Annotated in this window: 14 protein-coding genes; 10 read left to right on the forward strand and 4 right to left on the reverse strand. The window is 62.0% G+C overall.

What is annotated here, in order from left to right; all coding sequences use genetic code 11:
• The first annotated feature begins 247 nt into the window (after positions 1 to 247).
• From L2I41_RS13305 to L2I41_RS13315, 3 genes are read left to right on the forward strand one after another with little or no spacing between them, the layout of a single operon-like run.
• The gene (locus tag L2I41_RS13305) at positions 248 to 1558 is read left to right on the forward strand and encodes a hypothetical protein (protein WP_237154057.1); all 1311 of its coding nucleotides are present in this window, start codon (positions 248 to 250) and stop codon (positions 1556 to 1558) included.
• Entirely contained in the window at positions 1555 to 2097 is a 543-nt protein-coding gene (locus L2I41_RS13310; protein WP_237154058.1) for a TadE/TadG family type IV pilus assembly protein, read from the forward strand. The genes L2I41_RS13305 and L2I41_RS13310 overlap by 4 nt, the downstream gene beginning before the upstream one ends.
• A 10-nt stretch (positions 2098 to 2107) precedes the next feature.
• The gene (locus tag L2I41_RS13315; protein WP_237154059.1) at positions 2108 to 2674 is read left to right on the forward strand and encodes a TadE/TadG family type IV pilus assembly protein; all 567 of its coding nucleotides are present in this window, start codon (positions 2108 to 2110) and stop codon (positions 2672 to 2674) included.
• Positions 2675 to 2718: 44 nt separating this feature from the next.
• Here the strand turns inward: L2I41_RS13315 and L2I41_RS13320 are convergent, their stop codons facing one another.
• Positions 2719 to 3414, reverse strand: coding sequence for a GntR family transcriptional regulator (locus L2I41_RS13320; RefSeq protein ID WP_237154060.1), 696 nt, complete (start codon positions 3412 to 3414; stop codon positions 2719 to 2721).
• A 101-nt stretch (positions 3415 to 3515) separates the two neighbouring features.
• Here L2I41_RS13320 and uxaC point away from each other — a divergent pair, with 101 nt between their 5' ends.
• From uxaC to L2I41_RS13345, 5 genes are all read left to right on the forward strand, one after another.
• Positions 3516 to 4919, forward strand: a complete 1404-nt coding sequence (gene uxaC / locus L2I41_RS13325) for a glucuronate isomerase (RefSeq protein WP_237154061.1) — start codon at positions 3516 to 3518, stop codon at positions 4917 to 4919.
• The gene (locus L2I41_RS13330) at positions 4916 to 6349 is read left to right on the forward strand and encodes a mannitol dehydrogenase family protein (RefSeq protein WP_237154062.1); all 1434 of its coding nucleotides are present in this window, start codon (positions 4916 to 4918) and stop codon (positions 6347 to 6349) included. Before uxaC ends, L2I41_RS13330 begins: the two co-directional genes overlap by 4 nt.
• A 1-nt stretch (position 6350) precedes the next feature.
• Positions 6351 to 7535, forward strand: a complete 1185-nt coding sequence (gene uxuA / locus L2I41_RS13335) for a mannonate dehydratase (RefSeq protein ID WP_237154063.1) — start codon at positions 6351 to 6353, stop codon at positions 7533 to 7535.
• 222 nt (positions 7536 to 7757) lie between these two features.
• Entirely contained in the window at positions 7758 to 8900 is a 1143-nt protein-coding gene (locus tag L2I41_RS13340) for a PQQ-dependent sugar dehydrogenase (RefSeq protein ID WP_237154064.1), read from the forward strand.
• A 19-nt stretch (positions 8901 to 8919) separates the two neighbouring features.
• On the forward strand, positions 8920 to 9387 hold the full coding sequence (locus L2I41_RS13345) for a hypothetical protein (RefSeq protein ID WP_237154065.1): 468 nt from the start codon (positions 8920 to 8922) through the stop codon (positions 9385 to 9387).
• A 23-nt stretch (positions 9388 to 9410) separates the two neighbouring features.
• Here L2I41_RS13345 and L2I41_RS13350 read toward each other — a convergent pair whose 3' ends face one another.
• From L2I41_RS13350 to secG, 3 genes are all read right to left on the reverse strand, one after another.
• Positions 9411 to 9950, reverse strand: coding sequence for a L,D-transpeptidase family protein (locus L2I41_RS13350; protein ID WP_237154066.1), 540 nt, complete (start codon positions 9948 to 9950; stop codon positions 9411 to 9413).
• Positions 9947 to 11575: a CTP synthase gene (pyrG, locus tag L2I41_RS13355; RefSeq protein WP_237154067.1), complete on the reverse strand. Its 1629-nt coding sequence runs from the start codon at positions 11573 to 11575 to the stop codon at positions 9947 to 9949. Before pyrG ends, L2I41_RS13350 begins: the two co-directional genes overlap by 4 nt.
• 192 nt (positions 11576 to 11767) lie before the next feature.
• Positions 11768 to 12367: a preprotein translocase subunit SecG gene (gene secG, locus L2I41_RS13360; RefSeq protein WP_237154068.1), complete on the reverse strand. Its 600-nt coding sequence runs from the start codon at positions 12365 to 12367 to the stop codon at positions 11768 to 11770.
• Positions 12368 to 12546: 179 nt separating this feature from the next.
• Between secG and L2I41_RS13365 the strand changes: the two genes are divergently transcribed.
• Together L2I41_RS13365 and L2I41_RS13370 are read left to right on the forward strand one after the other, a co-directional pair.
• Positions 12547 to 13092, forward strand: coding sequence for a GNAT family N-acetyltransferase (locus tag L2I41_RS13365; protein ID WP_237154069.1), 546 nt, complete (start codon positions 12547 to 12549; stop codon positions 13090 to 13092).
• A 107-nt stretch (positions 13093 to 13199) separates the two neighbouring features.
• Entirely contained in the window at positions 13200 to 14324 is a 1125-nt protein-coding gene (locus L2I41_RS13370; protein WP_237154070.1) for a glycoside hydrolase family 18 protein, read from the forward strand.
• Positions 14325 to 14333 lie beyond the last annotated feature (9 nt).

A 14333-nucleotide genomic window follows, 5' to 3' on the forward strand; every position in this document is an offset into this window, starting at 1 on the left:
AAAAGAAACTTCACGCGAATTCCAGCAAAGCCATACATTAATTTGTAATTATTCCAGATCTATATGCCCATACTGTACTGTAATATCGAAAACTCACGCAGAATACATGCAAACAATGCAATCTACTGCTCGCCATCTTTCTCGCCATATATCAAATTCAAAATACTTTATATTTATGTATACACAAAAATATAGGACATATTGCATTCAAAGACTGAGCACATTCAACCGCAGCGATCGCGGAGCTGTGGCTATCATCGTTGCGCTAATGGTGATCCCCCTTCTGTTGGCGACCGGCGTCGCGATGGACTATGTGCGCGCCTACAATGTGCAACTGACCCTACGCGCCGACCTCGACATATCCCTGATTTCCGCCATCAAAAAAATCAACAATCTTGACGACAAGGCGATCAAGACACTCGTCATCAACTGGTTCAAACAGAACAACAAGTGGGAGCTGTATTCCCTGACGGAAGATGCAATAACCGTCACAAAGACAGACTACGAGATTTCTGCTTCTGCGAGTGCAACGGTCCCAACGTCGTTCATGATACTGGCGCACATCGATGAAATTACGGTGGGAGCGACGTCCAGCGTCCGCGGCCCGTCAACATCCTATCTGAACGTCTACCTCGTGCTCGACAAGTCGGCATCGATGATGCTCGCTGCGACACCGGAAGACCAGAATATCATGCGAGACAACTTCGGGTGCGTCTTCGCATGCCATGACGTCGACAGTCACATCAGCCCGGAACCCTTGTACCCACAAGCGCGCGCCCTGAATGTGAGGTTGCGCGCGGATATCCTCCAAGACTCCGCGAACGCAGTTCTGACGGAAATCGAGAATGCTGATCCAACGCGGGAGCGCATCAAGGTCGGGCTCTACCGTCTCGCGCGGAACGTGACAAAGGCAGTGGACCCCACCTTTGACATCGGTTCAGCCCGGGCGGCGCTCACCAGCCCCAACTCAGGTCTCGACCAGGACTCGTCCACCGACGGAACCTTCTTTCAACAATCCATGAAGGACCTGGCCGCACTGGTGGGACAGCAGGGCGATGGGCGAACCGCAGCGTCGCCGCTCAAACTGGTCCTCATGGTTACGGACGGAGTCACCTCACAGCGCAACAAAGTGGTGCGAACAGGCTCTGTCTGTTCGACGGGGTATTTTCTCGGCGTTGCCTATCCTGAAACGACTTGCCAGGTGAGACCGTCCACCTACTCGGTTGGTCCCCTCAATCCGGCATGGTGCAATGTCGTCAAAAATCAGGGCGTGACTTTCGGCATTCTCTACACAAAGTACCTCCCCGTCCCGGAGGACTGGGGCTGGATGGATACGCTTGGCTGGCCCATGAGCAAGATGGACTGGTATGCAGCCGGCGGCTCTCTCGAGCGTGGGTATTCTTCATCCATCCTCCGCTTTGACTACATTCCCGTAGCCTTGCAGGCCTGTACGTCAAACACGGACCTTTTCCTCAGCGCCAATAGTGTCAACGAGATCACCAATGGGCTGAGACTCCTGTTCAAACACTATATTTCCGAAGTGAGGATCACCAGATGACCGCTCGTGCCAAGAGGCGTCTTTGCGACTGGAAGCGGTTCTGGCGCGGTACCGACGGCAGCGTGGCGGTCGAATTTGCCTTCATCTCGATCCCTCTGTTCGGGCTGGTGTTTGGCATCATCGAACTCAGCCTGATGTATTTTTCCGGCACTCTCCTCGATCACGCGGCAGATACCCTGGCGCGTGAGATCCGAACCGGGCATGCCCACGTATCCAACGTCTCAAAAGCCGACGCCAAGACTTTGATTTGCGACGGCGTTCTCGATCTCTTCAACTGCAGGAACCAACTGCAGATTTTCATAACATCCAGCTCTGACATCACCTCGATCACTCCAGTCAATCCCATCGTCAATGGCGACATCAACAAAGCCAACATCTACGACATCGGGCGCGCAAAGTATTTCGTGATCCTGCAGGTCTACCTTCCGTGGTCGTCGTTCTTCAACATCTTCACCTCGACCAGCATTACACTGAAGGATGGTCGCTACCTTCTTGGCTCAACTCTGTTTTTCCGAAATGAGCCCTATGATGAAAATTGAGCAGACCAAAGTGAAGACGAAGTGGCTCGTTCAGTTCGTCAGGCTGACGCGGGACAGGAAGGGTGTCGCCGCCATCGAGTTTGCTCTCCTGCTTCCTCTGCTGCTGCTGATCGTGGCAGGTCTCGCCTATTCCTATGAAGCACTGACGGTCAGCCGCAAACTGGACCAGATCGGCGCCACCATCGCGGACCTCATTGCCCAGCGTAACGCCGTCAACACCAGCCAGGTCGATGGGATCATGACCAGCTCGGCCTCGATCATCAGCCCCTTCCCGGCGCAGAACCTCTCGATCGTTGTCTCTGTGGTCAGCATGAATGCGACGTCCGCGCAGGTCGCGTGGTCGAGAGCCTATCAGGACACCGCTCAGGCGGCGAATGCGCAGCCGCTGGGCCCCATCGCCACGAACATTCTGGAGGATGGCGTGCAGCTGGTCACCGTGAAGGTCAGCTATCCCTTCACGTCCACCTCGATTGGCGCTCTCATGCTCTCCGGCTTTGGGTTCAGCACACTCAACTTCGACCGCTTCTACGTCGAGCGTCCCCGTACGAGTGACTCCATCGAGCTCACGGTCAACTGAAAGCGCATGTTGCTGGAGACTGGCTGGCCGCGCACGCTTTCGCGTCAGACCGCCGCATTTTCGAAGAAGTCGGCCTTGCCGGATCTCAGTTGCTCCAAGTGCTCGTAGACGCGGCTGAGGTGCGCCTGCATGGCCCTGGTGGAGGCGTCAGGATCACCTGCCCTCAGGGCTTTCATGATCTCGCAGTGCTCAGCATGGGCCAAGTCCGACGAAAAGGACAATGACAGAAGGCGCACCCGGTCCATGTGCGCCTTCGTATCGCGCACGAGATCCCAGGAGAAGGCAAGCCCGGCGCGTATTGCGATCTCGCGATGGAAGGCGTCGTCCAGACGGTGGAAGGCGACGTGGTCACCGGTATCGATCGCCACCTTCTGCGCGGCCACAATCTCCTCAAGCGCATCTAGATCACTGGATGACAGCCGGGTCGCCGCGGCGCCAATGGTCGCCACTTCCAGCGCCGTTCGGATGAACTGGGCCTGCATCACCGCCGCGGCCGAGATCTTCGACACCACTGTCGCCCGTTGGGGGCGGATCGTCAGAAATCCCTGACGCGACAAACGGAAGAAGGCGTCGCGCACCGGCTGACGCGAGACGCCATAGCGAGTAGCGATATCAGATTCCGAGAGCTTGCTGCCCGGTTCGAGCTTCAGGGTGACGATCTCCGCCTTGAGACGCTCAAACACCTGATCGGCGACGGAGACGCGCTGGCTGACGTCGGGCAACTCCGGCTGACTGGTCATCGCTCCTGCCCTCTCGTTGACTCAACTGATAGACTAGAATATCAGTTTAGCATATTTGTCGGCCGATGGTAGAGCCGATCAGCGACGGGCTGGAGGTTTCCATGGCACTTGCCGAAGACAGGCTGTTCCCGATCGAGGGCAAGGCGCGCGACATGGCGCGGGCGCTATATGCAACGGTCCGGCATCTGCCGATCGTCAGCCCGCATGGGCACACGGACCCGCGCTGGTTTGCCGAGAACCAACCGTTCCCCGATCCGGCCCGCCTCTTCGTGACACCGGATCACTATGTCTTCCGCATGCTGCATTCGCAGGGCGTGCCGCTTGACGCCCTTGGCGTGCCGCGCGCCGACGGTGGGCCGGTGGAGAGCGATCCGCGCGTCATCTGGCGGCTGTTTGCCCGCAACTTCCATCTGCTGCGTGGCACGCCCTCGCGGCTATGGCTGCAGCACGCCTTTGAAGAGGTGTTCGGCGTGCGCGAACGGCTGTCGGAGGCCAATGCCGACGCCGTCTACGACCAGATCGCCGATTGCCTGGGCAAGCCGGAGTTCCGCCCGCGTGCGCTGTTCGAACGCTTCAACATCGAAGTGATTGCAACAACGGAAAGCCCGCTCGACGACCTGCGCTGGCACCAGATGATCCGCGACAGCGGCTGGAGCGGTCGCGTTCTGACCGCCTATCGCCCTGATCCGGTTGTCGATCCCGAGTTTGAAGGCTTCGCCGCCAACGTTGAAGCCTTCGGCGCATTGGCCGGTGTCGACGCGACGCGCTGGCAGGGCTATCTCGAAGCCCATCGCATCCGCCGGGCCTATTTCAAAAGCCATGGTGCGACCTCTTCCGACCACGGGCATCCGACGGCGCGGACAGAGGATCTGCCGCAAGCTGTCGCCTCCAGCCTGTTCGACAAGGCCCTCAGCGGTACGATCACGCCCGAGGAAGCCGACGCCTTCCGCGGTCACATGCTGACGGAAATGGCGCGCATGAGCTGCGACGACGGGCTGGTGATGCAGATCCACCCCGGCAGCTTCCGCAACCATTCGCCGGTGATCATGGGGCGGCACGGCCGCGACAAGGGCTATGACATTCCCACCCGCACCGACTATGTCCGCGCCCTGAAGCCGCTGCTCGACGCCGTCGGCGAAAATCCCGAGCTGACCATCATCCTGTTCACGCTGGATGAGACGGCCTATGCGCGGGAGCTGGCGCCGCTGGCCGGTGTCTACCCTGCCCTGCGGCTCGGTCCTGCCTGGTGGTTCCATGACAGCGCCGAGGGCATGCGGCGCTATCGCGAGATGACCACCGAGACGGCCGGCTTCTACAACACCGTCGGCTTCAACGACGACACGCGCGCCTTCTGCTCCATCCCCGCCCGTCACGATGTGGCGCGGCGCGTCGATTGCGCCTTCCTGGCGACGCTGGTTGCCAGCGGCCGCCTCGACGAGGACGAAGCCTTCGACGTGGTGCAAGACCTCACCTATCGGCTCGTGAAGAAGGCCTACAAGCTATGACCTTGCGCCTTACCCGCAGTTCGGCCCCCGCCGCGAAGACCGGGATCGTTCACCTCGGCCTCGGCGCCTTCTTCCGCGCCCATGGCGCGGTCTATGTGGCCGAGGCGATGGCCCGCTCCGGCGGCGATTGGGGCATTCTCGGCGTCAGCCTGCAGAACCCGACCATGCGTGACGCGCTGGCGCCACAGGGTTGGGCCTACACGGCCCTCGAACTTGGTCCTGATGGAGAGATCGCCCGACCGATCGAGGTGCTCACCGGCGTTCTGGTGGCGCGCGAGGGCGCCGAAGCCGTGCTGGCGGCCATGGCCGATCCCGCCGTGCGCATCGTGTCCCTGACGGTGACGGAAAAGGGATATTGCCATCTCCCCGCGACCGGGGCGCTGAATGTGGAGCATGCCGACATCCAGCATGATCTCACCAATCCGCTGCCGGTGTCGGCCCCTGGCTATATCGTCCGCGCCCTCCAGCGACGCCGGCAAGCCGGTCTCCGCCCCTTCACCGTCCTGAGCTGCGACAACCTGCCGAACAACGGGCGCGTCGTCCGCGGCGTGGTGCTCGAACTGGCCCGCCGGATCGATCCGGATCTCGCCGACTGGATTGTCACCGAGGGGCGCTTTCCGGCCACCATGGTCGACCGCATCGTGCCGGCCACCAAGCCGGAGGACATGGCGCGTGTCGAGGCGCTCATCGGGGCGCATGATGCGGCCCCTGTGGTGCACGAGCCCTTCCGCCAATGGGTGGTGGAGGACGATTTTGTCGATGGCGCGCGCCCCGATCTCGGCGCGGTTGGTGTCCGGCTGGTGAGAGATGTCACGCCCTACGAGCACATGAAGCTGCGCATGCTCAACGGCACGCATTCCTCGCTCGCCTATCTGGGGTATCTCGCCGAGCACGAGACCATTGCCGATACGGTGGCCGACCCTGTGTTTGCCACCTTTGTGAAGCATCTCTGGCACCGTGAGATCATCCCGGCCGTGACCGCACCGCCGGGGGAATCCCTCGCCGCTTATGCGGACGCGCTGTTTGCCCGCTATTCCAACCCCGCCATTCGGCATCGCACCTGGCAGATCGCCATGGACGGCAGCCAGAAGCTGCCGCAACGTCTACTGGGCACGCTGGCTTCAAACCTGTCCAAGGGTATCGCCTGCCCCGGTCTCATGCTCGCCATCGCAGCGTGGATGCGCTACGTCGGCGGCATCGACGAGCGAGGACGGCCGATCGAGGTCAAGGATCCACTGGCCGCGCAACTGCGGGCTCTGTCGGATGGCGCCCAGACGCCAGCCGACCGTGTAGATGCGTTGTTGTCGGTGCGAGCCGTGTTCCCCGAAGAGCTGGCGGCCACCATCCGGCCCGGCATCACCGGTGCCTATGAGCTGCTCCTGCGGCTCGGTGCGCGCGCCGCAGCTTCCCTCATGAGCGAGGATAAGTGAAATGAAAGAGTCCTGGCGCTGGTACGGCGATTTCGACAAGATCACACTCGACCAGATCGGACAGACCGGGGCGAGCGGCATCGTCAGCTCGCTCCATCAGATCCCCTATGGCGAGGTCTGGCAGCGCGAGACGGTCGCCAGCCACAAGGCCCGCATTGAGGCGGCCGGCTTCAGCTGGGTGGTGGTGGAAAGCCTGCCGATCCACGAGCGCATCAAGCGCGGCGAAGGCGATCTCTCGACCCTGTTCGCCAACTACCGGCAGTCCATGGCCAACCTCGCTGCCGAAGGCGTCAGCTGCATCTGCTACAACTTCATGCCGCTCATCGACTGGACACGCACCGACCTTGCCTTCCCGACCAGCGGCGGCGCCACCTGCCTGCGCTTCGAGGCCTACAAGATGGCCGCTTTCGAAGTGCACATGCTCAAGCGCGCCGGTGCCGAGGAGGACTATCAGCCGGACGTTCTGGTGAAGGCCGAACACTGGTTCAAGGCTTCGACCGAAGCCGACCGGGCCATGCTGCTCTCTTCCATCATGTCGGGCCTGCCCGGCGCCTTCGACCGCTATGACATCGACGGCTTGCGCAAGGCGCTCAAGGGTTATGAAGGGCTGGGCCGTTCCGAGTTGCGGGCCAACTTCAAGCGGTTCCTCGACGAGATCATCCCGGCGGCCGAAGAGCTCGGCATGCGCTTCTGCGTGCACCCCGACGATCCGCCACGCGACATCCTGGGCCTGGCGCGCATCGTCTCCGACGCCGAGGACATCGCCTGGCTGTTCGATGCTGTGGATAGCCGAGCCAACGGCCTGACGCTCTGCTCGGGTTCGCTCGGCGCCAGTCCGCGCAATGATCTGCCTGCGATTGCCAGACGGTTCGCCGACCGCATTCATTTCGCCCACCTGCGCAATGTCGCCAAGGACGCCGACGGGTCCTTCGAGGAAGCGGCCCATCTCGACGGTGACACGGACATGGTGGCCCTTGTTGCAGCGCTGCTGGATGAAGAAGCACGACGCAAGGCCGAAGGACGCGCCGACTGGGAGATCCCCTTCCGCCCCGACCATGGCCATGAAATGCCCATCGATCGCGATCGCGGCTATGTGGTCGGCTATCCGCTGGTCGGTCGACTGCGCGGGCTCGCTGAAGTGCGCGGCGTGATCCGGGCGCTCAACGCCGTGCGCAAGGTGGCGTGAGGCGACGGGCGACGAACCGTTGAAATGTTTCATGGGCGCGTCGCCAAATCTTGCATGAAACAGTCAGGCATGGAAACATCCTCGGGGGCCAAGGCGACTTTCGCGCTGACCGGGCTTGAGGCGAAATGAACAAGCGGTCGTAAATCACTGACCGACTTTATCATTTCTCCCAAGAGCCAGGGCAGACAAGGCCAGAGCGCCAGGCATTCCGAGGAGGAAAACATGCCGTCGATCATTTCCAAGATTGCCCGCGGGCTGTCCCGTGCTGCTGTGGGCCTTGCGCTCTGCGCCCTGCCCACCGCGGCATCGGCCTATCAGCTGGTGAAAGTGGACAGCGGTTACGCTGATGCCATGGACATCCGCCTTGCGCCGGGCAACAGCCAGCTGCTGTTCGTCACCGACAAGTCGGGGCAAGTCTACGTCCTGAAGAACGAGAAGCGGGAGGCCACGCCGTTCATCGACATCTCCAGCCTCGTGCTGAACGAGGGCGAGCGCGGCGTGCTGTCCATGGCCCTGGCGCCTGATTACGCCACCAGCCGTCGTTTCTACATCGACTATGTCAATCTCAAGGGCGACATCGAGATCGACGAGTTCATGCGCTACAAGAGCAGCGAACTCAAAGCCAGCCTGGCCTCGCGCCGCAAGGTTCTGGTCATTCCGCACTCCCAGTATATCTATCACAACGGCGGCCAGTTGCAGTTCGATGCGAATGGGTTGCTCTACATCTCGGTCGGCGACGGCAGTACTGACCCGCAAGGCATCTTCGCTGTCAATCTCAACTCGATGCTCGGCAAGGTCCTGAGGATCAACCCGTTGCCGAAGGGCACCAAGGCCTATCAGATCCCGCCGGGCAATCCCTTCGTCGGCGTCGCCGGTGACGATCGGATCTTTGCCTATGGCCTGCGCAACCCCTTCCGGTTCTCGATCGCCGACAACGTGTTCACCCTTGCCGACGTCGGGCAGGATGCTTGGGAAGAGGTCAACATTCGCAAGTTCGCCAGCGTCAGGGGCATGAACTTCGGCTGGCCGCAGTATGAAGGCCGCGCGTTGCACGATTCCACGAGGCCTGGTGCCGCCACGGCGGCGATGCCGGCTCTGGCCTACGGGCATACGGATGGACGCTGCGCTATCATCGGTGGCGTCATCATCCAGGACCCCGGCCTGCCCAAGCTGAAGGGCCGCTATATCTACGGTGACTTCTGCACCGGCGAGCTCCGCACCTTCCTGCCCGACCTCGTCAAGAACAAGGCGGTGGGTGACGCGGCGCTGGGGCTTTCCCTGCCCTATTTCAACGCTTTTGGCGTTGGCGCCAACAACCAGCTTTACGTCGCCGACAAGGGGAACCTATATCGCATTGAACCTTGATCTTCACTGAGGCCTGTTCATGCGCCGGATCGTCGCCATTGCCCTGGCAAGCTTGTGCCTTTCGCTTCCTGCCGCTGCGCAGGAGCGCGAATGCAGCAACCAGAATGGTGAGTATGATCCGGCGCTGTCTGCCGATTGGAAGAACCAGCTTGCCGCGTCCGATCCGACGGCGATGACGGCCATTTCCGGCGTCTGGCGACACCAGTTCGACAAGACCGCGGACGGCTATGTGGAAGTGCAGGTTCAGCGCTTCTTTCCCGATGGCCTGTTCGAGTATCAGAGCCGGGTCTGCTTCGGCATCGGCAACGATTGCAAGGACCGGGAAGGCCACGGCATCTTCACCGCCCATGATGAAGGCGGCGGGATCTTTGTGGCCGTGAACTACTCCGACGACACGCATGCCTACAGCTGCATCGGCTTTACCGTGCGCCTCGATGGCACCGATCAGTTCTCAACGGATTCGGGTGTGTGGACGCGGGTTCGATGATCTGAACGACCAGATCCAGGGCGTCAGGGTAGAATGTCGATGGGCGTCCCGTCGTCAACGACACGCCAGATTTCGTCCATTTCGGAGTTGGTGACGGCGATGCAGCCGTTTGTCCAGTCGGCAAGCCGGTGCCAGGAGCCGATCCAGCCGAGCCCCCAGCGAATGCCGTGGATCATGATGTCGCTGCCCGGAGGGACGCCGGCAGCTGCGGCGCGCGCCACATCATCGGCTTCCGGATAGCTGGTGCGCAGCGACAGGTGCCAGCCGCTGCGCGCGTTGTGGAAGGTGATGCGATAGTGCCCCTCGGGCGTACGCCGGTCGCCCTCGCGCTGCTTTGGCCCGGGACTGCCCGAACCGATGGCGACATCGTAAGTCGCCAGCACCGTTTCGCCAGCGAGGAGGCGCATGCGATGCGCAGCCTTTTCCACCACGATACGATCGGCCTTGGCACCGAGTGGCACCGACGACCCAAAATCACGCCCGGTCCACCAGATGGCCGTGCCCGCAACACCCAGCACAATCGCGGCGCCGAACGCCAGATACGATCGGCGCACGGTGATCATACCAGGCGGCTCTGCTCCACAGCCGCCTCGATGAAGCTGGCGAACAGCGGATGCGGTTCGAAGGGCCGGCTCTTGAGTTCAGGGTGGTACTGCACGCCGATGAACCAGGGATGCTCGGGGATCTCCACCGTCTCAGGCAGCACACCGTCAGGCGACAGGCCGGCGAACTGCAGGCCACAGGCCTCCAGACGGTCGCGATAATCGATGTTCACCTCGTAGCGGTGACGATGGCGCTCGTGGATGGTCTGCGAACCGTAGATCTCGGCGATCTTCGAGCCCTTGGTGAGCTTGGCCTCATAGGAGCCAAGGCGCAGCGTGCCGCCGAGGTCCCCGTCGGCCTTGCGGCGTTCGAGATCGTTGCCCTTCAGCCATTCGGTCATCAGGCCGACCACCGGCTCCGACGTCGGACCGAACTCGGAGGACGAAGCGCCGGTGACACCAGCCAGCGAACGGGCCGCCTCGATCACCGCCATCTGCATGCCGAAGCAGATGCCGAAATACGGCACCTTGCGCTGACGGGCAAAGCCGGCCGCCTTGATCTTGCCTTCCGAGCCGCGTTCGCCGAAGCCGCCCGGCACCAGAATGCCATGCACATGCTCGAGATAAGGCGCCGGGTCCTCCTTCTCGAACACTTCGCTTTCGATCCATTCGAGATTGACGCGCACGTTGTTGGCGATGCCGCCATGCACCAGCGCCTCGATCAGCGACTTGTAGGCGTCCTTGAGCACGGTGTACTTGCCGACCACGGCAATGTTCACCTGCCCCTCGGGGTTCTTGATCCGATTGACGATGCCCTGCCAGCGGCTGAGATCCGGCGCCGGTGCGCCATTGATGCCAAAGGCGGCCAGCACTTCCTCGTCGAAACCCTCGGCGTGATAGGACAACGGCACCTCGTAGATGGTGCCGACGTCGAGGCCGGGAATGACGGCAGACTGGCGGACGTTGCAGAACAGCGACAGCTTCTTGCGCTCGCCTTCCGGGATCGGACGGTCGCAGCGGATCAGCAGGATGTTCGGCTGGATGCCGATGGAGCGCAGCTCCTTCACCGAATGCTGGGTCGGCTTGGTCTTCAGCTCGCCCGCTGACGGGATATAGGGCATCAGCGTCAGGTGAATGTAGACGGCATGCTGGCGCGGCAGCTCGTTGCCCAGCTGGCGAATCGCCTCGAGGAACGGCATGGCCTCGATGTCGCCGACCGTGCCGCCGATCTCGCAGATCACGAAATCATAGTCGTCGTTGCCCTCGAGCACGAAGCTCTTGATGGCATCCGTCACATGCGGAATCACCTGCACGGTGCCGCCGAGATAGTCGCCGCGGCGTTCCTTGGCGATGATCTCCTGATAGATGCGACCGGTGGTGATGTTGTCCTGCTTGTTGGCCGGACGACCGGTGAAGCGCTCGTAATGGCCGAGATCGAGGTCGGTTTCCGCCCCGTCGTCGGTCACGAAGACTTCGCCATGCTGATACGGAGACATGGTCCCCGGATCGACGTTGAGATAGGGGTCGAGCTTGCGGAGACGGACCTTGTAGCCGCGCGCCTGCAAAAGCGCCGCCAGGGCCGCTGCTGCGAGCCCCTTGCCCAAGGACGAAACCACGCCGCCAGTAATGAAGATGTACCGCGCCATGGGCCTTCAACCTATCTGCTGTCGGCCCGATTCGGGAGGGGGTGGGCCGGTGTTATCAACCAAAAAACAATCCGAGCCGGCTGGACGAAATACGCGCCCCGGCTGGATCATTTCCAACTTTTATATTCATTCGCAAAAACGGCCGCGGAATCCGCGACCGTTGTCATTTGGGCAACGGAACTGACCGGTCTATTACTGAGCCGGAGCCACCGGAGCGGCTGGCGTCGTCGCCGCCGGAGCGGTGGCAGCGGGAGCCGGAGTCGTTGCAGCAGGCGCAGGAGTGGCCGGGGTCGCCGCAGCAGGAGCCGGAGCTGTCGGAGCAGTAGCAGCCGGAGCCGGGGTCGTCGCAGCAGGGGCTGCCGGAGCAGTGGCAGCCGGGGCAGCCGGTGCTTCAGTGGTCGGCAGGGCCGGAACGTCGATGGCCGGAGCGACCGGAGCGTTGGCCGGCTGCTCGGTCTTCTTCATCTGGTTCAGCTGGTTGAGCACGCCGCCGGTGCCGGTGCCGATCGGAGCCGACGCCGGATTGGACGCGGGAGCCGGAGCCACGTTGTCGAGGATCGAGCCCTGCGTACCGAGGAAACGCGGCAGGATCGACAAGGCCAGCGACGTGGCGAAGAAGATGGCGGCCAGAATGGCGGTGGTGCGGGTCAGGGCATTGGCGGTGCCGCGGCTGGTCATGAAGCCACCGCCGCCACCGATGCCAAGCGCGCCGCCTTCAGAACGCTGAAGCAGAACAACACCGACGAGGGCAACAACCACCATCAGATGAATGACGAGAAGAACGGTTTGCATGTAAGTCCCAAAACTCTCGAGGAGGCACCGGACGCGCGCGCAAAGACGGCGCATGGCGGACCGAGGCCCTCCATTTCCGGCGGCGTTGTACACGAAGGCGTCGCGGGTTTCCACCTTTGTGATGATTTTTATTTGGGATAGGCTCGCTTAGGTTCAAGCGCCGATTACAGAGAGTCTCCATGCGCATCGAAACCACTAGGCTCATTCTCCGCTCCTGGACCGATGACGACCGCGCGCCTTTTGCCGCGCTCAATGCCGATCCCGAGGTGATGCGCTACTTTCCCGCCGTGCGAAGCCGAGAGGAAAGCGACGCACTCGTCGACAAGCTTCTGGAGTTCGAGGCCCGCGACGGCTTCGCCTTTTGCGCGGTTGAGCGCAAGGCAGACGCGGCCTTCATCGGCATGATCGGGATCGCGACCGTGGACTATCTCGGACTGCCCTTCGAGCCGACAGTTGAAGTCGGCTGGCGGCTGGCCCGCCCGTTCTGGGGCGAAGGCTATGCCACCGAAGGCGCCGTCGCCGCGCTTGCCCATGGTTTCGACGCCCTCAATCTGCCTGAGATCGTGGCTTTCACGGCCACCATCAACCTGCCATCGCAGGCGGTGATGCACCGGCTTGGCATGTCACACGATGCGGCTGATGATTTCGACCATCCGCGTGTGCCGGCCGGACACGTTCTCAGTCGGCACGTGCTGTACCGCAAGCGCCGACCAGTCTCAGATTGACAGACGCAAAGGCCACCGGCACTCTCATGATTGTTGTCAGCGTACCGTCGACATTCAGTTCAGTCGACCATCAATTTTGATCTCCTCGGATTTCAAGGGTGCCATTCATGACGTTCCATCGCGTCGGCGCATTTGCCGCAATTGCTTCCGCGTGTCTTGCCCTTTCCCCGACAAGTGCTTCGGCAGCCAAGCCCTGGGTCATGGGCTACCTGCCGGGCTATGAACAGGCACTCTACCCGGTGGCAAAGATCGACTTCTCGTCGCTGTCGCATATCGCCGTGGGCCGCTACGTGCCGCGTGCCGATGGAAGCCTGGACAAGAGTTGCGATTGGGACGCCGCCAAATGTCCGGCTTGGGCCAAGTCGGTTGGCGCCAAGGCGCACGCAGCCGGCAAGAAGGCCATCCTTTTCCTGGGAGGTGCCGGCGCTCACGACGGATTTGCCGGCGCGGCCAGCTCCGCGAACCGCGCGCGATTCGTGGCCAATGTGGTCAAGGAAGTTAAGGCGCTGCAGTTCGATGGTGTCGACGTCGACTGGGAACCGGTTCAAGTGGCCGACCGGGCCAATCTGGTTGCCTTGCTGAAGGACCTGCACAAGGCGCGACCGGCGATGACCATCACCATGCCGATCAACTGGGTCAATCCCAATATCGGCTCCGGCGATTTCGTGTGGCTGAAGAAGGCCGCGCCCTATCTCAACCAGATCAACCTGATGACCTACGGCATGGACGGCTCCGACTGGGGCTGGACGCAGACCTGGCATTCGTCGGCGCTCAAGGGCGCGACGCCGGAACGGCCATCATCGGTTACCGGCAGCGTCGATGCCATCCTGGCCCTGGGCATCCCCGCCGCCAAGCTCGGCATCGGCATGGGTTTCTATGGCCAGTGCTGGACGGGCGGCGTCACCGCCCCACGCCAGGATGCCAGTGAGGCCACCATTGCCGGCGACGACGGCAAGATGAGCTATGCCGCCATCATGGGCAGCTACTACAAGGCGGCCAACTATCACTTCGACAGCCAGGCGGGTGCCAGCTATCTCGGCTCCGCTGCCGGCCTCGGTCCGCTCGGCTGCACCTATATTTCCTACGAGGACCCGAAGTCGATTGCCGCCAAGGTGGCCTATGTGAAGTCCAAGTCCTTGGGTGGCGCGATCATCTGGACCATTTCGCAGGGCTATCAGGCCAAGCAGAATGCCAACCCGCCACTCACGGCCGCGGGCAAGCTACTGAAGTGACCGTCAGTC

This window comes from Oryzibacter oryziterrae, from assembly GCF_021864535.1.
Lineage (GTDB): Bacteria > Pseudomonadota > Alphaproteobacteria > Rhizobiales > Pleomorphomonadaceae > Pleomorphomonas > Pleomorphomonas oryziterrae.